This window comes from Pantoea sp. PNA 03-3 (genome assembly GCF_003201175.1).
GTDB lineage: Bacteria > Pseudomonadota > Gammaproteobacteria > Enterobacterales > Enterobacteriaceae > Pantoea > Pantoea stewartii.
The window spans coordinates 67,588-91,440 of record NZ_QICO01000006.1; the positions used below are offsets into that span (position 1 = coordinate 67,588).

The window sequence follows — 23,853 nt, forward strand, 5'->3', positions numbered from 1 at the left end:
TTCTCTTTTCCCCTATTTACACCCATGGCGATGACGCGCAGAAGGCAGACATTCGCACTGTGCGCGCCATCAATGCCCATAACGATCTCTGGGATGCCCTCTGTGGACATCCCTCATCGTCAAAATAGTTAACTAAATGATTTATAAACCCTTATCCTGAGGAGGATATCATGATTGAAGTCAACTCATTTGCTGAGCTGCGTACTACCGTGCCGTCAAAAGCAGGTGAAATTGCCGTGTTAAAACGCTACTACGACAAAGACTCCAGTTTCCGGGGCGGCGGTGATTTTGTGGGATTCACCGGCACCACCACGTTAAAAGACGATGGCGGTACAGTCGCTGTTGGTAATAACTTTTACTGGAAGCGTTCGATTAACGATCCACGTGAAGTTAACATCCTGCATTTTGGCGCGAAAGGCGATGGCGTAACCGATGACACCGATGCGTTTAAACGTATTCTTGGCTGGTCACAAACTTACAGCCAAAATATGAAAGGTTTACCGGTCCGTTTTCCCGGCGGACGTTTCCTGATCATGCCAATGGACCTGAGTGATACAGAAATGCCGTTCTTTGGTCTGGCCGGCGATGACCTGGCGCTGGGTTCTCTGCCTGGCACAACCCTTATCTCCGACAAAAGCGCCAATACGCTGTTTAAGGTTAAAGCCCGCAGGACGACGATCCGTGGTATCACCTGGGATGGGCAAGCCAGCGCGGATATTGTTGCCAATAAAGCCACCATCACCCCCGAGATGTGCAGCAACACTCAGCCTTTCTTTGAAAATATCTGTGTGGAGGGGCAAATCGTCAATATTAGCTGTTTTCGCGGCCAGCGCAGTGGCGGCACGATTTTTAAACTGCAGGACACGCTCGACAGTAAGTTTGAGCAAATCTACACCAATACCACCTACTCGCGGGTGTTTGATATTGGCTGGTCAAATTCGCCCAATGGCGTGTGGGATCACTCCACGGCGGTTGAATTGTGCAACGCGAATTTCCAGACAGGCTATGGCGATGCCACGCTTTATATGCCGCGCATGACACAGGCGATTATGCGCAACGTGTGGATTGAACATACGCGTAATCCCGGCGATCTGTCTGATGGCGGCTGGACAATTGATACGCTCAACGTCGAAGACTGTAGTGCACCTTTAATCCTCAATAATGCGCGCGTGGTAATGCGCCATATTAACCTGCAGGCGGGCGCAAAGCTCAGCCAGGATCTGGTCACGGGCAAATGGCTTTCTACTTTCGAGTATGGCTATCGCCGCGACGAGAACTACGGCACGTTTATGAGTGGATCGCTACGGGCAGGGTACTTCAGTGGCTATAAAGTCGTGAATAATACTGCGACGGATAACTGGTATCGTCTGGGCCAGGTGTTTTTCCCCTCACCCAATCAGCAATGGGTTATTGAGTTGATTGGCAAAGCGGATAACACCACGCCTTCGGGGACTGCTACGTCACCCGTTAACATGCCGGGTACAGGGAAAACGTGGATCAACCTACAACGGCTGGATACCGTCTGGGCGGATGCTTGCCACATGGGTCAACCTGCTGTTATGGATATTCGCTACAACCGGGTGGGCACCACCTATGCTGGCGTGTGGGTCAAGCTGCGGGCTAACAGCGGTGAGACCATGTTTAACCTGAAAACCACCGGGCCGACGCGCTTTGACACCGGATCCTGCTCACTTTTCCAGAGTGATATGTCTCAGGTTGATGACGTCACAAAAGTCGGGACGCTAAAACCCGCTGCGCGCTTTGGTCTTCACAATGGTGTAGCGGGGCTGGGCGCCAATGAAAAAGGGGTGGTAACCCTGGCGACCGCAGAAGGCTCGCCGACAAATAAAACAACGCCGACCGGATTTGTGCTGATGAATATAAACGGCGTCGATCGGAAGGTGGCGTATTACGATTAGCATGCATATACATTCGCGAGGCTTCGGCCTCGCGACGTTTATTTACATGCTGGCAGATGTTGAAGTGTTATTGCGATGATCTGACGCGCTGTGCGGACAGATCGCTTCCGTTTTATAAACCTTTACTAAACAACCTGCCGTTATTCGCCATGAGTGATAACGCAAAGCGCACTGCATGACAAAAATTTTTACGTTTCAATACTAAAAATTAAAGTCCCAATAACTCTTCGCAAGAAACACTCCATTCTTGCAACACAAGGAACACGTTGTATGGTGGCTGCCATTATCATTGGTATTTTTATTATTAGCGTTATCTATGCGCACTCACGCGGTGTAGAAAAGCAAAAGTTTTCACGTCAGTTATTTGATCACTCGACCTTTATGGCGCCCATCAATATGTTTATGACGGGCTTCTCCAGGTTGCCGGCAAAACAGCCTTATTTCCCGACGGATGATTTTCCTGAACTTCGTCAGCTTACCGATAACTGGGAGGTTATCCGTGAGGAGGCGATACGGCTTCAGGATCACATCAAAGCGGCACAAAGCCATAATGATGCAGGTTTTAACACCTTCTTTAAACGTGGCTGGAAACGTTTTTACCTTAAGTGGTATAGCGATGTGCACCCTTCAGCACAGCAGCTGTGTCCTGTGACCACGGCACTGGTGAGTCAGATCCCGTCCATCAAAGCGGCTATGTTTGCAGAACTGCCTGCAGGCAGTCATTTAGGTAAACACCGCGATCCCTACGCGGGATCGGTGCGTTATCACCTTGGCCTGGTGACGCCCAATGACGACCGTTGTTTTATCGAAGTGGATCGCCAGCGCCATAGCTGGCGCGATGGTCAGGCGGTGATTTTTGACGAAACGTATGTGCACTGGGCGCAGAATGAAAGCGAGCAAACGCGCATTATTCTGTTCTGCGATATTGAGCGGCCGATGAAATGGCGCTGGGCACAGGCGGTTAATCACTGGGTTGGCAATACGTTAATGTCGGCAGCCGCCTCGCCCAATGATGAAAATGACAAAACGGGATTCATTAACCGGATTTTTAAATACGTTAATGCTGTTCGCGATGCCGGACAGAAGCTGAAAAAGCGTAACCGGACCCTTTATTACTGGGTAAAACATAGCTTAATTGCCCTGATCTTTTTGGCAATCATTGTCCCGGGTATGATGTAGCAAAATAACAAGGCGGTCAGGCGCAGACTGACCGCCTCATCGGCTGGCGAATATAACCGACAGCCCTTACTTTAGTTTGAACTCACTGGCATCAATCGCATAGTGTTTCATTTTTCGCCATAAGGTGGTGCGTCCAATATTCAGCATCGCCGACATAGCCTGTACCTTGCCGTGCGTCATTCGGGCTGCCTGAAGAATCGCTTCTTTTTCAATGGCGCGAAAAGACAAATCATCCGGCAACAACGCCGTGCCGGCAGTATTATCAGCCTGTTCAGAAAACAGTGATTCAGGCAGGTTGCTTAGCCGGATATGGCCATTTTCACTGCGGATTGCAATATTCTCGATTACGCTGTTGAGCTCAAAGTCATTGCCTGGCCATCCATACTGCATTAACTGCGTGATAACCTCGTCATCCACTTTAAAACGTGATGAAAACCGCTTTTCCAGCCTGCGCAACCGGTTGTTAATGAGACAGGGAATGCTGTGACGGCGCGCCCGCAGAGGCGGTATGGCAATTTCAAAGGAATGTAAGGCGTAATAAAGCTGACGGCTAAAACGATTCTGTCCCACAAGATGGGCCAGATTAGTGGTCGTCGTGGCAATCACTTTGATATCAACAGGAATAAGCCGCCGGGCATCCAGCCGGGTCAGTACGCCCTGTTTGATGACCTGAAGCAGCACAGACTGCTGAGCGGGAGTCAGATATTCAATCTTTTCCAAAAACAACGTGCCGCCGCTGGCCAGCGCCAGTCGGCTTAACCGGCCATCTTCATCCTCGCCAGGCGCACTGCCTGTAAAATCCTCTCCCAGAGAATTGTCGGCATAAAGTTGACAGTTAACCGCAATGTAGGGACCACTCGCCCGGTCGCTTTCATTATGAATCGCCTGGCTGAGTAGCTCTTTCCCCACGCCTTCTTCCCCACACAGTAAGACCGGAAAGCGGCCTTTTGCGGCCTGACGGCCGAAACAAACCAAACGTCGTGTTTCCGCATCTTCTTCAGGCATTTGTTCAAACGTATGGCTGACTTTGCCTAACTGACTGGTCATCAACTGGCGCATCTGCTCAACCGGATGAAGCAGCAAAATAAAACTGTTGCCCTGGGGTTCAACAATCGGTTTCAACGTAATGACGGCATCCACAAACTGGTGCTGGCTTTCAAACGTGACTTCTACATGCTTCAGCGCCTGAACCTGGGTGATGGCCCGACGCAACAGGGCAGGCAGGGTCACCAAATCCGCCAGCATTTTTCCCTGACTGGTCAGCGCATTCAGATGCAACATCCGTGCGGCCCGGGCGTTGAGAAACTGCAACACGCCTTGCTCGTTCCAGGCCATCACGCCGTCATCCATGCTTTCCAGCAGGCCATTGAGTTGATTCAGATGGCGGTTAGACTCGGTAAGCAAAGTGTCCGTCAGTAACGAGTTGCCCACTTCACGGGCAATGGCTAACGTCAGAGAAAGATCTGACGATGCCTGCGTCTTGTCCTGGCAGGCCAGAGAAATGGAGCCAAATAAGCGACCATGATTATCAAATATTGGAGTTGAGCAGAAAAACCAGGGATGAAGGGCCCGTTTGAAGTGCTGTTCGCCGTGGGTCTTAATGGGCTGACCTTCAAGCGCCGCCAGCGATAAGGCACAGGTACCGATAATGCTTTCCGCACAATAGCTGCCATCCCGCATGCCTAATGCGTCAAGCTGCATCAGCGTTTCAGGCGCGCCGCAGCGGGTCAGAATACAGGCTGATTCGTCCAGAATGAGCAGCGCACAGGCACGGTTTTCCATGTATTCCCATGCATCCTCCAGCGTCGCCTGACCGAGGGTTATCAACGCGGCTTTACGTCGACATATGGATTCATAGGTCAGGCCCTGCGCCTGGTGTGGCGTCTGCCAGTTATCGCGTTGCATATATTTACTGCAGCGCTGCCATGACTGCGTAATCACCACTGAACCGTCATTATTGCTATGGGGAGGTAAACCCGTCATCACGTTTTCCGCCAGAAAACCATAGAAAATCCCTCTGACAGATCCGGTCAGAGGGACGCCTGGTGCCCGTGATACCCGGGCCAGCGGTTACCGGCAGTCGGCTAACGTGACAGCCACTGCTGCCCCAGCAGATCCGCAGTCACAATGGCTGCGTACACGCTGTCCGGTGTAACCGGGAACGGCATATTGTGGATGGTTTCGCCTTCCACGCAGGCCGCATGGGCAACCGCGCTTATTTTCTCTTCAATGCCGTGTTTCACTCCCATCTGTGCCAGCGTGACAGGCAGGCCCACTTTCTGGCAGAAGTTCAGCACGGTTTCGATCTCATCTGTCGGGCTGTTTTGCAGTACCAACTGCGCGAGCGTACCAAACGCCACTTTTTCGCCATGATAAAGATGATGGCACTCTTCCAGCACGGTAAATGCGTTGTGAATCGCATGAGCGGCAGCCAGACCGCTGCTCTCAAAACCAATACCACTCAGATAGGTGTTGGCTTCCACAATACGTTCCAGGGCTTCCGTGACGACGCCCGCCTGGGCTGCACAGCGCGCTTTTTCGCCCTCAGCCAGAAGCGTCTCGTAGCACAGACGCGCCAGGCTTAACGCGGCCGCGGTCGATTTCCCTCCCGCCATGCTGGTTGCGCCCGAGTCATAACAGGCTTTTGCTTCAAACCAGGTCGACAGGGCATCACCCATACCGGCGACCAGTAAGCGAACCGGGGCTTTGGCAATGATTGTAGTATCCATGACCACCATGTCAGGGTTTTTGGGATAGATCAGGTACTCAGCAAACTCACCGGATTCGGTATAAATGACCGACAGCGCGCTGGTGGGCGCATCCGTCGACGCGATGGTCGGGATCACCACCACCGGCAGTTTCAGATACCAGGCGACGGCTTTAGCGGTGTCCAGCGTTTTCCCCCCACCCAGTCCGATCACGCCCCGGCAGCCATGCTGTTCGACAAGGGCCATCAGGCGTTCTATTTCCGTCCGGCAACACTCCCCGTTAAAGCGTTCGGCATGGCAGGTCACACTGTGGCTGGCAAGGCCGGACAGGACCTGATCGCCCGCCAGTTTCATCACAACGTCATCGGCAATCACAAAAAAATGATTTGCCAGGTTTTTGGCATATTCCCCAAAGGACAACAAGGCATCGGGGCCCTGAATATATTTCGCTGGAGACTGAATAATTTTTGGCATTCCTTTCACCCTCAAGTAAGAACATGTTCGCAAGATGAACGCGCGCATCTTTCTGGCTCAGTTGGCGATGTGAGCCGGATGATGACCGGCGTACGCGACTCACTTTACGATCAACGGTGAGGGGAAATATTTTTGACGCCAACGTTCTTATATGGAACGCCATACGGCCAGTTATGTTCCATCCTGAAACAATAAACGCGCTCGAAAAGCCATGTTGCGATCGCGATCGCCTCTTAGCGGTTAAGAGACTACCCGGAACCCATGTGAGAGGAAGGACGCGACTGCGCGCCAGCCTGAGGGGATAAAACGCTTATCGCTCAGACAGATCGATCACATGCAACGATCCCGATTTCTTGCTTTGCCTCTCATTTTTCGCCGTAAGTGCGATAAAACGTTTCATAACGAAACATAATAACGCAGCAAAACGTTCCCTTATGGAACGCTGAAGAGGGGCATTTTTTTTCCTGTCGACTCCGTAAGAATCACTCCACCGACGCGCTGCTTTTCGCCGTCTCGCTCTCCTGATAATGCTGTCCCTTTTGCTGAGGCAAGAGCGGCGGCAAACCGATGCTAACGGAGCATACCCATGAAAAAGCTGATTAATCGTGTGGAAGATGTATTGAGTGAACAACTTGCAGGCTTCGCTCGTGCCCATCCTGAACTGACGCTGCATCAGGATCCAGTTTGTATGACGCGCGCCGATGCGCCTGTCGCCGGAAAGGTTGCCTTACTGTCGGGCGGCGGAAGCGGCCATGAACCGATGCACTGCGGATTTATTGGTCCGGGCATGCTTTCGGGTGCCTGCCCGGGTGAGATTTTCACCTCGCCAACGCCGGATAAAATGTATGAATGCGCCATGAAAATTGACGGTGGTGAAGGCGTACTGATGATAGTCAAAAATTACACCGGTGATATTCTCAACTTCGAAACCGCCACCGAGCTGCTGCACGAAAGCGGTGTAAAAGTCACCACAGTGGTGGTTGACGATGACGTGGCCGTAAAAGACAGTCTCTACACGACAGGACGACGTGGTGTGGCGAATACGGTACTGATTGAAAAACTGCTTGGCGCCGCAGCGGAGCGGGGCGATTCACTGGAAGCCTGTGCGGCGCTGGGACGTAAACTCAATAACCTGGGCCACTCGATCGGTATTGCGTTAGGCGCCTGTACCGTGCCCGCCGCCGGCAAACGCTCGTTCGAACTTCAGGACAACGAAATGGAGTTCGGTGTAGGGATTCATGGCGAACCCGGCATCGACCGCCGTACTTTTACCTCGCTGGACAAGACGGTCGATGAGATGTTCGACACGCTGCTGGAGAATGGCAACTACAGCCGTACCCTACGTCACTGGGATCAAAACAGCGGAAGCTGGCAAGAGGTTAAACACAGTAAGCAGGCATTAACCCGCGGCGATCGTGTGATTGCGCTGGTTAATAATCTGGGCGCTACGCCACTGTCAGAACTGTATGGTGTTTATAACCGCCTGGCTCAGCGTTGCGACGAAAGCGGCATCACTATCGCGCGAAATCTGGTGGGCAGTTACTGCACGTCGCTGGATATGGTGGGCTTTTCCATCACGCTGTTAAGCGTGGATGATGAGGCCCTGTCACTGTGGGATGCCCCGGTACACACACCTGCCCTGAACTGGGGCTGTTAAGGAGTTCGACATGTCACTTACCCGCGCCCAAATTGTGAACTGGCTTTACCGCTGTGGTGAAGTTTTTACCCGTGAAAGTGATTTTCTCACCGGCCTGGATCGCGAAATTGGCGACGCCGATCACGGCTTAAATATGCACCGGGGTTTCAGTAAGGTGGTCGAGAAGCTGCCCGCGATTGCCGATAAGGATATTGGCTTTATCCTCAAAAATACCGGCATGACGCTGCTTTCCAATGTGGGCGGTGCCAGCGGGCCGTTGTTTGGCACTTTCTTTATCCGGGCGGCGCAGGTCACACAGGCACACCAGAGCCTGACGCTGGAAGAGCTGTATCAAATGATACGCGAAGGGGCCGAAGGCGTGGTGAATCGAGGAAAAGCGGAACCCGGCGATAAAACGATGTGTGATGTCTGGCTTGCGGTGGTGGCGTCACTGCGGCACGCCAGTGAGCAAAATATGTCGGTCATCGCCGCGCTGGATGCCGCCTGCGAGCAGGCAGAAACGGCCGCTCACGCCACCATTACAATGCAGGCCCGCAAAGGCCGCGCCAGTTACCTGGGAGAGCGCAGTATTGGTCATCAGGATCCGGGGGCAACATCGGTGATGTTTATGATGCAGATGCTGGCTGCCGCCGCCAAAGCTTAAGGAGAAGCACATGGTAAATCTGGTGATCGTGTCACACAGTGCGTTGCTGGGTAACGGCGTGGAGATGCTGGCGCGACAAATGTTAACCGGCGATCGCTGCAAGCTGGCGGTCGCTGCCGGCATTGACGATCCTGATCATCCCATTGGCACGGATCCCGTGAAAGTGATGGCGGCGATCGAATCGGTGGCAGATGCGGATCATGTTCTGGTCATGATGGACATGGGAAGTGCGCTGTTAAGTGCAGAAACGGCGCTTGAGCTGCTTGATCCTGCCATTGCGGCCAAAGTGCGTTTGTGTGCTGCACCGCTGGTGGAAGGTACGCTGGCGGCAACCGTCAGTGCGGCGGCGGGTGCCGATATCGAAAAGGTGATGACGGTGGCCATGAAGGCGCTGGAGGCGAAGCAGGCACAACTGGGTATTGCACCTGATAGTGCCGTTGCCAGCGTCGTCACCGTTAACCCACACGAGGACGCACAATCGGTCACGGTGACCGTAAAAAATCACCATGGCCTGCACGTCCGTCCTGCTTCACGGCTTGTGACCACGCTGGCTGGCTTTGATGCGGAGTTGGTACTGAAAAAAGATAACCAGTGTGTCACGCCAGACAGTCTCAACCAGATTGCTCTGCTGCAGGTGCGCTGTAACGATCAGATTACCTTGTCGGCACGTGGCCCCGAAGCGGGCGCTGCGCTGGAAGCGTTCACCTCTCTGGCAGCGGAAAATTTTGGCGAGCAACCTGAAACGATGTCGCTCAGGACAACGGTACCGGACACGGGACAGGTGCAGGGTAAAGCGGTGTTTTATCCCTTGCCGCTGGCGCAGCCTGACCGGCGTCCATGTGCCGATGAGCAGCAGGAATGCCGACGGCTGAAGCAGGCAATCGCTGACACTCTCTGTGATCTGGATGCGCTGCATAAACGGGCAGAAGCGAATTATGGCGAGGCGGTAGCCGCTATTTTCGCCGGGCATCACACGTTGCTGGATGATGCCGATATGTTTGATGAAGCCTGCGAGAAGATTCGTGCGGCACGGTGCTGTGCCGAATCCGCCTGGTATGAGGTGCTCATGGCGCTAAGTCAGCAATACCGGCAACTGGATGATGCTTACCTGCAGGCGAGATTTATCGATATTCAAGACATCCTGCACCGCACCCTGTGTCACCTTAGCGGTCGTGAGATTACGCTTCCAACACCGGATGTCCCCGCGATTCTGATTGCCGATGACATCTTTCCCTCTGCGGTCGCCAGTCTGGATGTGAAGCAGATAAAAGGCATTTGCCTGCGGGAAGGCAGTGCGCTCTCTCACGCTGCCATTATTGCCCGCGAAGCCGGTATTGCCTTTCTCTGTCAGCAGGGTGATATGCTGGATATCATTCAGCCAGAGGACAGGCTGATGATAGATGTCGCCGGGCAACAGATCAGAAGTCTTTAGCGCTTTTCATTCGCCCCTGATGAGGTCTTCGGGGGCTTAATTTCGCGCTAAAATAACCCAACTTTCCAGAGCATCCTGTTTTCTCACGCCTTTCCCTTTTCAAACGACGCATTTTTTTCGCACGAAATGTGCGCTAAAAAATGCTTACATTTCAAACCAGAAACTTAAGTTAATGTGTCTGAAAAGCGCCAGATAAAAGCAAATCTGCCTGAAAATTTCATACTTACCTGACGGAAAAATAAAGCTGCAGGATTGCGTTTTATTTAAGTCACGGTTTTTATTTTTTAATTTGCATTAAGTCGCCCGCGCTTCGCTTAGTAAATTAAATAAGCAATACATTGTCGTTTTTTCTTTTTATCAGGAATTTTCCAATAGTTCAGGTGATATTATGCTTTCGCTTGCTTACAAAAAACTTACATTTCTTTTCATTAGGCAATCCAATGAGAATAAAAACAGGGACGTGGCTGGCGTTAAGCGCTTTACTGATCTCCGCAACGGCGTGGGCTGATCCCTTAACGCCGGGCGATCGCGATTATCTCCAGAATCAGCAACAGCAACGCCTGCAACAGGACCAGCAGCAGCGTGATGCACTCTGGCAGGCGCTGTCCCCTCAGCCTGCACCGGCGCCGCGCACCGGTGCGACCGGCCGCTGCTTTCCTGTCCATCAGATTGTCATCCGTAATGCGACCTTGCTTTCTGAGCGTCAACAGGCCGCGCTTACATCTGCTTACGTCAATCACTGCCTGAACTTAACGCAAATTAATGCGCTGGTGCATGCCATTTCCGACTGGTATATGCAAAGGGGTTATATTACCAGCCGCGCCTTTTTAACAGAACAGGATCTTACCACCGGCCAGCTTATTATTCCTGTGCTCGAAGGCAAACTGGACACCATTATTCTGGACGGTAAACATCCACGTATATTGCGTATGGTTTTTCCGGGAATGGAGGGAAAAATACTTAACCTGCGCGATATAGAACAGGGCATGGAACAGATTAACCGTGTCAGAACGGTGCCTGTGCAGATTGAAATTCAGCCCTCGCCCAGACCGGGTTATTCCATTGTTAACTTAACGGCAAAGCCTGAATTTCCGCTCAGCATGACGCTGGGTTTTGATAACAGCGGGCAGAGAACGACCGGCGTCGGGCAGCTTACGACTTCACTGACGGGAAACAACCTGCTGGGGCTGGCGGATCGCTGGTTTGTGAGCGGCGGACGCAGCAGTGCCTTCAGCCGCTGGCGTGACGCCCAGAATCTGCAGGCCGGCGTCAGCGTGCCTTATGGTTATGGCCTGCTGGATTACAGCTACAGCTGGAGCAACTACCACAGCCACTTTATCAACAACGGTTTTACCTGGTTCAGCAACGGCGACAATATCGCGCACCGTCTCAATGGATCGTGGGTGCTGTTTCGCAACGGCGATATGAAAACCGGCGTACAGGCAGGCCTGAATCACTATTCCAGCCATAACTGGCTCAATGACGCGCCGTTAGTGAGCAGCAGCCGTAAATTAACCAGCCTGCAGTTTGGCCTGAACCATACGCAGAAAATTGCCGGTGGCGTCGCCACCCTGAACCCCACCTTCAGCCGCGGTATGCCGTGGTTTGATGCCGAGAGCGATGCGGGCAAAAACGGCAGCCTGCCGAAAGCGGAATTTCGCAAATGGAGCATCAGTGCCAGCTACCAGAAACCGCTCACCCAAAAACTGTGGTGGCTCAGCAGCCTTTACGGGCAGTGGTCACCGGACACGCTCTACGGCAGTGAACGCCTGACGATCGGCGGCGAAAGTTCCGTGCGCGGTTTCAAAGAGCAGTATCTGTCGGGTGATGTCGGCGGTTATTTACGTAATGAGCTTGATTACAGCCTGTTTACCTTACCGGGACTGGGTGACGTCACCGCACTGGCGGCGGTCGACGGGGGCTGGCTGAGAAGCGATCCGCTGAACCCTCAGTTTACGGGCACGATATGGGGCAGCGCCGTCGGCCTGGGGACCCGTAACCAGTATTTCTACACCCAGTACACCGTGGGCATTCCGCTCAGCTATCCCGGCTATCTCCAGCCGGATCACGTCAGCATCTACGCCCGCGTCGGGCTGGTTTTCTAAAAAGAGGAACTGATTATGGATGATCGTCAGCCCGTTTCCCTTGCCCGCCGCGCACTCAGCTATCTCATCTGCTATCTGGTGGCGGTACAACCGATGCTGCCGGTGATGGCCGCGGAAATCACACCGGTAACTCCGGGCACGAAAATGGATGCGGTGGGCAATGGTGTGCCCGTGGTCAATATTGCCACGCCGAATCAGGCGGGCATTTCTCATAACCAGTACGATCAATATAACGTGGGGCAGCAGGGACTGATCCTGAACAATGCCACGGGTCAGCTGACGCAGACCCAGCTTGGCGGGCTGATTCAGAACAACCCCAACCTCCGCGCCGGTCAGGAAGCGCGGGCCATCATCAACGAAGTGGTGGGCGCGAACCGCACCCAGCTACAGGGGTATACGGAAGTTGCCGGCAGGGCGGCGAACGTCATGGTCGCAAACCCCTATGGCATTACCTGTAACGGCTGTGGATTTATCAACACGCCGAACGTCACGCTGACCACCGGTAAACCGCAGTTCGATGCCAGTGGCAATCTGGCCGCGCTGGAAGTCAGTAAAGGCACCATTACCATAGAAGGCCAGGGGCTGGACGGCAGCAAGGCCGATGCGGTGTCGATTGTGGCACGCGCAACGGAAATCAATGCCGGCATTCATGCTAAAGATCTCACCGTGACGCTGGGTGCCAATCGCGTCGGGCAGGACGGGTCCGTTACGCCCATCCGCGGAGAAGGGCCTGCGCCGGGCGTGGCGGTGGATACCAGCGCGCTGGGCGGTATGTACGCCAACCGTATTCATCTGGTGTCCAGCGAGAAAGGCGTTGGCGTCAACCTGGGTAATTTACTGGCCAGACAGGGCGATATCACCCTGGACGCGAACGGCAAACTGGCGGTGCATGACAGCCTCAGCAGCGGGGCACTGACCGTCAGCGCGCAAAGCGTTGAGCTGAGCGGGGAACATAAATCCGCTGGCCCGGCGGCGATAACCGCACAAAACGGTATCAGTCTGAATAACGGGAGCCTGGGAAGCGATCGTGCCGTTTCATTGCAGGGCGGCAATCGCCTGCAGGTCAGCGGCGGCAAGATAATGGCCGGTGACAGCATCAACCTTGCCGCAACCAGCTTGTCGCTGGACAGCGGCAGTGCGCTCAATGCAACAAACAATATCTCGTTAAACGCGCAACCAGACTTCACCGGCGGCTCAGGCCTGGACCCGGCCGGTCAGTTTGATAATGCCGGACAGGTAACCGCGGGCAATAACCTGTCTGTTAATGCATTTACGACAGGCAACAGCGGCGGGTTACTAGCTAAAGGGCAGCTTGCCGCGGTCGGTAATTATGTTGCGAACCAGGGGATTCTGCAGGGCAATAACGTCAGGATTAAGAGTAACAGCCTGAATAACGGCGGCACTTTGCAGAGTGCCGATGCTGTAACGCTGGATGCTTTTACGCTGGAAAACAACGGGACGCTCATTGCTAAAGGTCAGTTAAATGCTGTCAGCAACAGTTTTGATAACAGGGGCACATTGCAGGGAAGTGGTGTTGACATAAAAAGTGATGCCTTACGTAACAGCGGGACTTTGCAGAGTGCCGGTTTACTGACCCTTAATGGCAATTCGCTGGATCAACTGGGCACGCTTGGGGCGACGGGCGACGGCGTTTTAACTTTTCGCGATCGCATAAGCAACACGCAGGGCGCCAGTCTGTTGAGTGATGGCGCATTAACTCTGTCGACGGGCGATCTGTTTCAGGACGGGAACCTGTCGGGGCGCTCGGGGCTGGCAATCAACAGTGACAACCTGAGCAGCGCAGCCGGTGCTTCAAGTGCCAGCCAGGGTGATATCGCGCTTCAGGTAGGTAAACACGTTGATATTAACGGCGACGTCAACGCCGACGGGATGCTGACGTCGACAAGCGGCAGTTTACACACGGGCACGACGGCACATCTGCAGGGGCAAAACATTACTTTGCAGGCAGGGCAGATCGCGCTGGAAGGAACGCAGGCGGCTAAGCAACGGCTACACATTACGGGAACGGACCTGACGCACGCCGGCAAAAGCAGTGGTGATGACGTGATACTCAGCGCGTCAGGCTCGCTGAGTAACCAGGGTTCCCTGGTCGCGAATGATGGGTTACAGGCCAACGCCGCAAATCTGAGTAATACGGGAACGGGGAGCGGTAAGGATATTAACTTCACTGCCACCGGTACGCTGATAAACGTCGGTGCGCTGGTCGCGAAAAATCAGTTGCAGGTGGGCACCGCATCATTAAATAACAGCGGCACGCTGACCGCGCCGCAGCTGTCACTGAGCAGCGATAGCCTTATCAACAGCGGTCTGATACAGGGCACGCAGACTCTGGCGCTGCGCAGCCAGGACCTGACCAACCAGCACTCAGGCAGTATTGCGACGGCGGGCGATTTAACCCTTACGCTGCCAGACTTCAGCAACAGCGGACTGCTCAGCACGGGCGGCGCACTGCAGCTCAGCGGCGGCAGTCTGACCAACGACGGCGAAATCAATGCGCTTTCGCTTCAGTTCGACAATGGCCGGCTGACTAACCTGGCCGGTGGTAAATTGCTGGCCACAGGTGCGCTGCAACTGGCAAACGATCAGTTTAACAATAGCGGGTTGGTTGCCGCAAAAGGGCTGGGGCTCAATGCCGCAACGCTTGATAACGCAGGCCGCATTCAGGGCAGCGACAGCCTTACTCTTCAGGCCGGTACATTCACTAACCGCCAGGGGGGCGAACTGCTGACCCCGGGACAACTCACCCTGAACAGCGGTGACCTGACTAACGCAGGGTTAATTCAGGGAGAAAAACTGGCCTTGACGGCGGACAACTGGGTAAACAGCGGCAATGCGCTCAGTGCCGGTGATGCCACGCTGAATACAAAGGCGCTGACTAACAGCGGGAAGATACTGGGTCAGCAGGCTGTGACTTTACAGGGCGGTACCACTGACAACAGCGGATGGCTGCTCGCAAAAGTGCTGGCGTTTCAGGGAGATTTAACCAACAGCGGCCTGATTCAGGGCGACACGGGACTGACCTTAAAAGGCACCAGCCTGACTAATCAGGCGACGGGACGATTGCAGACGGCGGGCCAGGCGGATATTAGCGCGACCACGCTGGACAACCAGGGGCAACTGCAGGGTGATGTACTTACTGTCACGACGAAAAACTGGCAGAACAGCGGCAACGCGCATGCAGCCAGCAGCATAACGGCCGCTGCCACTGAGGACATAAATAACAGCGGCGCTCTGGTAAGCCAGCAAAGCATGAATCTGCAGTCTGGCACGGTGACAAATACGGGCACGCTGGCCGCAGATCAGCTCAGCCTCCAGGCACCCCGTCTCAGCAATGCCGGCCTGTTACAGGGCAACAGTGCACTGGCGATGACCAGCGCACAGATTGCAAATCTGGCAAACGGCCGGCTTGTCAGCGGCAGCGGCCTGAGCCTGGCGCCCGTTAAGCTCATCAACGATGGGGCAGTACAGGTAGCGGGCACCTTCAGCGTTAACGGGGGGGATTTTACCAACAACGGTCAGGTGAATGCGGACGCGCTGAACGCCACGCTGACCGGCACGCTGAATAATGGCGGAAACGGCAAGCTGCTGGCACGCCAGCTGGCGCAGGTACAGGCGCAGTCACTGACTAACGCCGGGATCGTTGCCGGGCAGCAACTGCAACTCACGGGCGATACCTTACAAAATCAGGGGCTGCTGCAGGGCGACAACGCGCTGACGGCAGGGTTCCGTCAGCTGGATAACCAGGCCAGTGGTCAACTGATTACCGGTGGCGCGCTGACGTTACAGGGTACGGATGCCCGTAACGCCGGCACCTGGCAGGGCAGCCAGCTCAGTTACCGTTTCGGCAGCTTAAAAAACACCGGTACCCTCAACGGCACCGGCATACTGGACGGGCAAACCTCGGGGCTGCTGGATAACAGCGGCAACCTGATTACGGGCGGCAACGCCAGCCTGAATGCCGACAGCCTGGTTAACAGCGGCAAAATCATGGCGGGCGGCCTGACGCTGCGTGCCGCATCGCTCAACAACAGCGGCCTGTGGCAGGGCAGCACGTCACTTGATGCGATCAGCACCGGCGATCTCACCCAGTCTTCAACAGGCAGAGCGTTAAGTGGCGGCGATCTGCTGCTGGGCGCCGCGACGTTAAATACCGCCGGCACCCTGCAGGGCGGGAATAGCCAGATCACTGCCGGGAGCTGGCAAAACCAGGGATCGCTGTTGAGCACCGGCGATCTCACCGCCGCGATTGATAACGACCTTTATAACGGGGGCTCACTCCTCAGTCAGGGCGGTGCGCAACTCAGTGCGCAAAATCTGGTGAATACCGGCGCTGTCCTCGCCGAAAAAACCATGACGCTCAGCGGCGGTACGCTGAACAACAGTGGCGCCATTCAGGGCGATACGCTGTCGGTCACCCCGGCCAGCGTGACCAACCAGGGCAACCTTATCGGTCTGAAATCCCTGACGCTCGGACCAGCCCCGCAGCGGTTCAGCATGCTGCTGGCGCAGTCCGCACCGGCGCGTGAACTCGTCAACAACGCGGGGGGACAGCTCCTGACACAGGGGACGCTGAACATCACGGCCGGTAACGTCACCAACAACGGCACCTGGCAGGGGCAACAGATCCTGCTGAATGCGGCAAAACTGGCAAACGGCGGGGCGATACAGAGCGCTGATGGCCTGCAGCTGACGTTAACCGACAGGCTGGATGCCGCCGCAGGCAGTAAAATATCAGCCAACGGTACAGCTGCCCTACAGGCGCTGACGCTGGCGAATCAGGGACAGTGGGTTGCCAAAAACCTCATGCTGAAAGGCGACACGCTCAGCAACAACGGTAATATTGCCGGTACAGACGGCCTGACGGTTCAGCTCAACGGCGCACTGACGCAGCAGCAGGATAAAACGTTGCTCAGCGCCGGGAAGCTCAGCCTGCAGGCTGCCTCGCTCAGCAATGCGGGCCGTATTCAGGGCAGCGACCTGGTAATCAATACCGGAACGGTAGACAACACCGGCCGCCTGCAGGGTGATAACAGCCTGCAGCTCAGCACCAGCGGCCATCTGACCAACGCCACCAGTGGAACGGTGCTTTCGCAGAATGCACTGAGCCTGACCACGCCGGATTTGTATAACGACGGTCTGATTCAGGGGGCCGGCGGCACAGTCAGCGCCACAGATTCTGCCACCAACAACGGCAGACTGCTGACGGGCGGCGTGCTGACCTTCACCACGCCGCAGCTGGTGAACAACGGCTGGCTGCAGACGGGGCAGCTCACGCTGAATGCGTCCGGCCTGACCAACAACGGCACGCTGCTTGCCGATCAACAGGGCACCCTTAACGGCACCAATTTCCAGAACCAGGGCACAGCGCAGGCCGGCAACCTTGCCGTGAATTATCAGACCCTGAATAACAGCGGCACGCTACTCGGCACAGGACAGCTGAGCGTGAATGCGGCGCAGGTTAACCTGGCCGGATCGGGACGGCTGTTCAGCGGCGGAACGCTGTCACTGGTAAGTAACGGTTTTGACCAGTTCGGCCAGGTCGTTGCGCTGGGCGATGCAGTGCTGAATCTGGCGAACAGCTTCGTCAGTCACAATACGCTGGCGGCGGGTAACCGGCTGACCCTTAACAGCAACGGCTCGCTGGAAAACCAGAGCACGATGCAGGGGCAGGGCGTGACGCTCAATGCGGGCGGCGATCTGACCAATAATGGCCAGATTACCACCGGCAGCGCCGACAGCAGTCTGACGGGCAACCGCATCGCCATGAACGGTGCCGGCAGCCTGCAGGGCGGTGGCAACGTCACCCTGAACAGCCGCAGCGACGTCACGCTGGACGGTTTTACCGGCACGCTCGGTAACCTGACCATCAGCACGCCGGGCAGCCTGGTCAATACCGCGCTACTCTACGCCGGACAGAATCTCTATTTATTTGCCAACAGCATCCGTAACCAGCGCGGCGATATTCTGGCGGGCAACAGCCTGTGGATGCAGCGTGATGGCGCGGGCAATGCCAACGGGAAAGTGATCAACACGTCGGGGACGATTGAGACGCAGGGCGGGGATATTACAATTCGAACGGGTAATCTCCTTAACCAACGTGATGGTTTTAGTTCGGCAAGTGAGTATCATCCTGCAGCAAATAGTATTCCTAATATTGGCCAGCCTACAATAAAAATTAAACTTAGTCAGTTAAGTAAAAATGAGAGTGATGAGTATATAAAGACTGGAAATGCGCCTGATAAAACATTTCTTATTGGCTCAAAGCAAGCAACTGCAACAGCAAGCGGTGGAGCAGGGAGAATATATGCTGGTCGCAAGCAATATATCTTTGCCAATGAGTTGAATAACATTGCAAGCTCAATTATAGCTGCTGGAGACATGTATCTTTCGGGTTCGACGCTCAATAACAAATCCTATGAAAATAGTACTGAAAATGAGTATTTAACATATCACCATGTTCGCAGTATGAGTAATAACCGAAGCGTTGTTGAAACAGAGTTGACTTATAATCTTTCAGGTGGTCCATCCTACGAGAAAATAAATAGTGAGCAAGGTCTAAGAGCAGTAATTCAGGCTGGCGAAAATCTTGATGCTGAATTTAGCAGTGATATCAGTAATACAAATACAACTTCCAATTCAGGTTGGACTGGTAACACGATATCAACACCTGTCATTAAAGACCTTGCATTACTTAATCAGACTGGAATACAACCACGTCAGCAAATTGCCACAACAGATAAGGTTTCAGTAGGCTATCCTCAATGGCGCGATCAGCTTCAGGGTGCCTTGAAGCAGGTTAATGGTGGTAGCTCACTGGATAACAGCGCACCTGATAAGGCTTCGCTTGTTACTCATGCATCGGGCAGCTTCAACCGCGCCGATTTAGGTCAGGGAACTGGATTAATCACGGGTACTTCAGTCAGCGCGGCAAATCTGAGGGACTATAAGTCAGCTAGTGTGGATATCAGCGCCTATCCGATTCCGTCTGGCGATAATGGCTATTTTGTTTTTGGCAACAGTAAAAGCCCCTATTTAATCACTCTCAATCCAAAACTTAACGGTCTGGGACAACTGGATAACAGTCTGTTTGGCGATCTTAACGCCCTGCTTGGCCGGCAGCCCGGCCAGGCACCGCAGGAAACGCGTCAGCTTTATACTGATAAAACCACGTTCCTGGGGTCGTCTTATCTGCTTGATCGTCTCAACCTCAAGCCAAATTACGACTACCGTTTCCTTGGCGATGCGGCCTTTGATACGCGCTACGTCAGTAACGTGGTGCTAAACCAGACCGGCAGCCGTTACCTGAACGGCATTGGTTCCGAACTGGATCAGATGCGCTATCTCATGGATAACGCTGCTTCTGCGCAACGCGCGCTGGGATTACAGTTTGGTGTTTCACTGTCCGCTCAGCAGGTAGCCTCACTTGATAAAAGTATTGTCTGGTGGGAAGCCGCGACGATAAATGGCGAAACGGTGATGGTGCCCAAAGTCTATTTATCGTCTAAAGATGTGAAAATGCATGACGGCAGCGTGATTGCGGGTAACAACGTAACGCTTTCCGGTGGTGATATTACCAACAGCGGCAGCACCATTACTGCAAAAAATAACCTGGCTGTGAGCAGTCAGAACAGCGTGAATAACCTCAATGCAGGCATACTTTATGCGGGCGAAAGTCTGCAGCTGACCGCGATAAATAATATTAACAATGTCAGTTCGAACATCAGCGGTAAAAAGGTCGCGCTTGAGAGTATTAATGGCGATATCAACAACAACACCCTGACCACGCTTTGGCAAACAAGTGCGTCTGCGGGTTATCGAGATAATGCATCGGCACGTCAAACGTTGGTTGGGCAAACAGCGGCAATAACATCCCTGGATACACTAAGCCTCAAAGCGGGCAATGACATCAACGTAAAAGGAGCCAGCCTTAGTTCTGGCAGTGAGCTGTTAATGAACGCATGGCACGATATTGCCATTACCAGTAATCAGAAAACAGATAGTTTTAAAATTAATGGCTTCGGTTTTCAAAACAGCAGTACGCAAAAAATTACCAACACAGCCAGCCAAATTTCGGCAGGCCATAATCTGGCGATCCAGTCAGGCCATGATTTAAATGTGATGGCCAGTAATCTTAACGCTGCAAATGATGCTTCGCTACAAGCGGGCAATGATCTGAACCTCAGCAGTGCTACCAACAGCCAGAACAGCAGAAATGGCAACCAGGAATCCCATTCCACCGGACTGGATCGCACGGCTGTCAGCAGCGGCGGCAGTCTCAGCCTGGCTGCGGGTCAGGACATCAACAGCCAGGCCGCTGCCATCGCTGCCACCGGCAACGCCGCGCTGAAAGCGGGCCGGGATATCAACCTGAATGCCGACGCTACCGGTTCCGGTTACAGCGAAAGGGGCGACAAAAAAACCGTTATCAGTGAAACCGTGCGCCAGCAGGGCACGGAAATCGCCAGTGGTGGCAGTACGACTATGGCTGCCGGACGCGATATCAACACTCAGGCGACAGACGTGACGGCACAGCGGGATATCGCGCTGCAGGCCGGGCGCGACGTTAACCTGAATACCGCGACCGAAAGCGACTATTACTACAAAGAAGAAACCAAAACCAAAAAGGGCTTCCTGAGTAAAAAGACCACGCACACCATTCAGGAAGACAGTGCAACGAATGAAAAAGGCACCCTGCTGAGCGGCAACAATGTCTCGGTTAAAGCAGGCAATGATCTGCTGGTAAAAGGTTCCCAGGTCGTCGGTGACGGCAACGTGGCACTGGATGCCGGTAACAACGTCAGCGTCGCCGCAGCGACCAATACTGACTCCACCTGGCGTTTTTCAGAAACGAAAAAGAGCGGCCTGATGGGAACGGGCGGCATTGGGTTCAGCATCGGCAGCAGTAAATCTCTCCAGGAGATGCGCGATAAGGGAACGACGCAAAGCCAGAGCATCAGTACGGTCGGCAGCACGAAAGGCAATGTTTCAGTCATTGCCGGCAGGCAACTGCAGGTTAATGGCGCCGATCTGGTTGCGGGCGGCAGCATGGCCCTTCAGGGCGACAGCGTAGCCATTACGCCGGGACATGACCTGCGCACGCATGACGAGAGAACGGAGCAACGGACCAGTGGTTTAACGCTGGCACTGTCTGGTGCAGTGGCCGATGCCGTGAACAGTGCCGTGGCGGCAGCCCAGTCAGCCAAACAGCAGAGTGACGGGCGCATGGCTGCGCTTCAGGCGACGAAAGCCGTTTTATCGGGTGTACAGGCCGGTCAGGCCAGTCAGCTTGCCCAGCTTAAGGGGGACCCGAACAACGGAATTGGCATCAGTATTTCACTGTCTACCCAGCAATCAAAATCCGAGCAGCATCAGCAGTCCGATACGGTTAATGGTTCAACCATTAATGCAGGCCGGGATCTCAGTATCAACGCGACCGGGAAGGGGCAGGGACCTGACAGCGGTAACCTGCTTATTGCCGGCAGCCAGTTAAAAGCCGCCGGTGACACCAGTCTGCATGCCGCAAATGATATTACGCTCGCCGGCGCAGCAAACACCCGGCAGACCACAGGTAAAAACAGCAGCAGCGGTGGGGGCATTGGCGTCAGCTTTGGCGTGGGTTCGGGAAGCGCGGGCTTGAGCGTGTTCGCCAGCGTCAATGGCGCTAAGGGCAGTGAGAAAGGCAACGGCACGGTGTGGAGTGAAACCACACTGGACAGTGGCGGCAGGGTCTCTATCAGTAGCGGTCGGGATACGACGCTCAGTGGCGCTCAGGTCAACGGGAACAGTGTGAAAGCGGATGTGGGCCGCGATCTGACTCTTACCAGTCTGCAGGACAGCGATAAATACGACTCGAAGCAGTCCAGTTTTGGTGCAGGTGGCAGCTTTACCGTTATTGGCACCATAGGTGGCTCCGGCTACATCAACGCCAGCCAGGACAAGATGCACAGTAGCTTTGACAGCGTGAAGGAGCAGAGTGGCCTGTTCGCGGGTCAGGGCGGCTTTGATGTCACGGTGGGTAACCACACGCAGCTCAATGGTGCGGTCATCGCCAGTCAGGCCGGGGCGGATAAAAACCGTCTGGATACGGGAACGCTGGGTTTTACCGATCTGCATAACGCGGCCGACTACAAAACGGAACACCAGGGCATCGGCATGAATACGGGTGCCAGCCTGGCGGGCCAGTTCGCCGGGAATATGGCTAACACCATGCTGGCAGGCGCTGGCGGAAAAGGGCATGCTGAAGGAACTACCCGGTCAGCGGTGGCTGACGGGACGATAGTGGTGCGTAATCAGGCTGACCAGAAGCAGGATACCGCCACGCTGAGTCGTGACACGGCACACGCCAACGACAGCATCAGCCCGATCTTTAACAAAGAGAAAGAACAGCAGCGACTGCAGACCGCGCAGATGATTGGCGAGATTGGCAGTCAGGTGGGCGATATTGTCGAAACGCAGGGCGCAATTGAAGCGGCGCGCGCTGCAAATAATGACATGAAGCAGGCCAGTCCGGAAAAACTGCAGCAGGCTAAAACGGACTGGGAAAAAGCGAATCCGGGCAAGACGCCGACCAGTGAGCAAATCAGCAAGCAGGCCTGGCAGAGCTATTACGATAGTGCGCTCAGTGCCTCGCCTTTCGCTGTGGGTGGCAGCGTACAGCGCATTGTCACAGCCGCAACGGCCGCCGTACAGGGACTGGCTTCGGGTGATATCCGCGCCGCCGCCGCCGGTGGCGCAGCCCCCTATATTGCCAACCTGATCGGGCATTCAGATTTAGACTCGGCCGGCCGGTTAATGGCGCATGCGGTTGTCAATGCGGCGCTTGCGGCCGCCCAGGACAAAAATATCGCAGCAGGGGCCGCAGGGGCGGTGACAGGCGAGCTGACCGGCATGCTGGCGAGCGAAATCTACGGCAAGAAGCCGTACGAAATGAACGACAAGGAGAAAGAAACCGTATCGGCGCTGGCAACACTGGCAGCGGGTCTGTCTGGGGGGCTGGCGGGGAGTGGGGCTGCAGATATGGTTACTGCTGCTCAGGCCGGGAAGGTTACGGTTGAGAATAATATGCTGACAGCGGCACCTGCTCCGGTTCCTGTTCCGGGTGTGCCTGTTGGTCCTGGCGACCAGGTTAAACAAGATGCAGATAAGAAAATAGCTTCAGGTCTTGAAGGTAAAATTAAAGATCTGGGTGATGCGCTGGACAAGGCAACGCAATGCTCCTTCGGACGAGCATGTTCTTCGGAAAATGGCGAAGAGCAGAACCAACCAAATATTGGCAAAGATTTGTCGGATGCTGATAAAGCCGAATTGGGTGGAACGGGGTCCGGAACGCCTGGCGGTTGGGAGCCACAGGATGAGGAAAATGCGCGAGATAAGGAAAACGGTTCATATAATAATTTTGACCGTTTCAAGAAAGATGATCTTATTTCGTCTGCGAACGAGCCAATTAACGAACAAGGTTTATCTGCTGCGGCCAGAGCATGGGAAAAACACGCAGGTAGACCTGGTGGTGTTTTTGAACCATTAAAAGGCAATCCAACACAGAAAAGTGAAGCAGCGAATCAGTTTGTAAATGAAGTGCTGAATAATAAAAGTACTATAAAAACAGAACTTTCCAGAGGTGGCGTGGAATATAGGTTGCCTGATGGCAGAGGTGTGCGCTATAACTCAGATGGCTCATTTTCTGGTTTCTTAGATCCTAAAAAGCCGAGATAAATA

The 23,853-nt window shown here is 54.4% G+C and carries 9 protein-coding genes; 7 read left to right on the plus strand and 2 right to left on the minus strand.

The annotated features are described in order from the left end of the window. The first annotated feature begins 170 nt into the window (after window positions 1-170). Window positions 171-1,919, plus strand: a complete 1,749-nt coding sequence (locus tag C7433_RS16545) for a glycosyl hydrolase family 28-related protein (protein ID WP_033738573.1) — start codon at window positions 171-173, stop codon at window positions 1,917-1,919. Window positions 1,920-2,189: 270 nt separating this feature from the next. Further along, window positions 2,190-3,098, plus strand: a complete 909-nt coding sequence (gene lpxO / locus C7433_RS16550) for a lipid A hydroxylase LpxO (RefSeq protein WP_033738574.1) — start codon at window positions 2,190-2,192, stop codon at window positions 3,096-3,098. Between the two features lie 66 nt (window positions 3,099-3,164). Here the strand turns inward: lpxO and dhaR are convergent, their stop codons facing one another. Both dhaR and C7433_RS16560 read right to left on the minus strand, forming a co-directional pair. Continuing rightward, a complete protein-coding gene (dhaR, locus tag C7433_RS16555; RefSeq protein WP_033738576.1) occupies window positions 3,165-5,081 on the minus strand; it encodes a dihydroxyacetone kinase operon transcriptional regulator DhaR in 1,917 nt (638 codons plus the stop codon). Window positions 5,082-5,182: 101 nt separating this feature from the next. Beyond that, window positions 5,183-6,280, minus strand: coding sequence for a glycerol dehydrogenase (locus C7433_RS16560; RefSeq protein ID WP_033738579.1), 1,098 nt, complete (start codon window positions 6,278-6,280; stop codon window positions 5,183-5,185). Between the two features lie 586 nt (window positions 6,281-6,866). Between C7433_RS16560 and dhaK the strand changes: the two genes are divergently transcribed. The 5 genes from dhaK (at window position 6,867) to C7433_RS16585 (ending at window position 23,850) form a co-directional block, all read left to right on the plus strand. Further along, window positions 6,867-7,937: a dihydroxyacetone kinase subunit DhaK gene (dhaK, locus tag C7433_RS16565; protein WP_110268576.1), complete on the plus strand. Its 1,071-nt coding sequence runs from the start codon at window positions 6,867-6,869 to the stop codon at window positions 7,935-7,937. Window positions 7,938-7,947: 10 nt separating this feature from the next. Next, window positions 7,948-8,580: a dihydroxyacetone kinase subunit DhaL gene (gene dhaL / locus C7433_RS16570; RefSeq protein ID WP_006118067.1), complete on the plus strand. Its 633-nt coding sequence runs from the start codon at window positions 7,948-7,950 to the stop codon at window positions 8,578-8,580. Window positions 8,581-8,590: 10 nt separating this feature from the next. Further along, on the plus strand, window positions 8,591-10,012 hold the full coding sequence (dhaM, locus tag C7433_RS16575; RefSeq protein WP_110268577.1) for a dihydroxyacetone kinase phosphoryl donor subunit DhaM: 1,422 nt from the start codon (window positions 8,591-8,593) through the stop codon (window positions 10,010-10,012). A 440-nt stretch (window positions 10,013-10,452) separates the two neighbouring features. Continuing rightward, the gene (locus tag C7433_RS16580; protein ID WP_110268578.1) at window positions 10,453-12,117 is read left to right on the plus strand and encodes a ShlB/FhaC/HecB family hemolysin secretion/activation protein; all 1,665 of its coding nucleotides are present in this window, start codon (window positions 10,453-10,455) and stop codon (window positions 12,115-12,117) included. Window positions 12,118-12,132: 15 nt separating this feature from the next. Beyond that, window positions 12,133-23,850 (plus strand): hemagglutinin repeat-containing protein, encoded by an 11,718-nt coding sequence (locus tag C7433_RS16585; RefSeq protein WP_110268579.1) that lies wholly within the window; start codon window positions 12,133-12,135, stop codon window positions 23,848-23,850. The last annotated feature ends 3 nt before the right edge of the window (window positions 23,851-23,853 follow it).

Coding starts and splice junctions, on each gene's coding strand:
- lpxO (WP_033738574.1), top strand. CDS start 2,190: ATGGTGGCTGCCATTATCATTGGTATTTTTATTATTAGCGTTATCTAT.
- C7433_RS16560 (WP_033738579.1), bottom strand. CDS start 6,280: ATGCCAAAAATTATTCAGTCTCCAGCGAAATATATTCAGGGCCCCGAT.
- C7433_RS16580 (WP_110268578.1), top strand. CDS start 10,453: ATGAGAATAAAAACAGGGACGTGGCTGGCGTTAAGCGCTTTACTGATC.
- dhaL (WP_006118067.1), top strand. CDS start 7,948: ATGTCACTTACCCGCGCCCAAATTGTGAACTGGCTTTACCGCTGTGGT.
- C7433_RS16545 (WP_033738573.1), top strand. CDS start 171: ATGATTGAAGTCAACTCATTTGCTGAGCTGCGTACTACCGTGCCGTCA.
- C7433_RS16585 (WP_110268579.1), top strand. CDS start 12,133: ATGGATGATCGTCAGCCCGTTTCCCTTGCCCGCCGCGCACTCAGCTAT.
- dhaR (WP_033738576.1), bottom strand. CDS start 5,081: ATGACGGGTTTACCTCCCCATAGCAATAATGACGGTTCAGTGGTGATT.
- dhaM (WP_110268577.1), top strand. CDS start 8,591: ATGGTAAATCTGGTGATCGTGTCACACAGTGCGTTGCTGGGTAACGGC.
- dhaK (WP_110268576.1), top strand. CDS start 6,867: ATGAAAAAGCTGATTAATCGTGTGGAAGATGTATTGAGTGAACAACTT.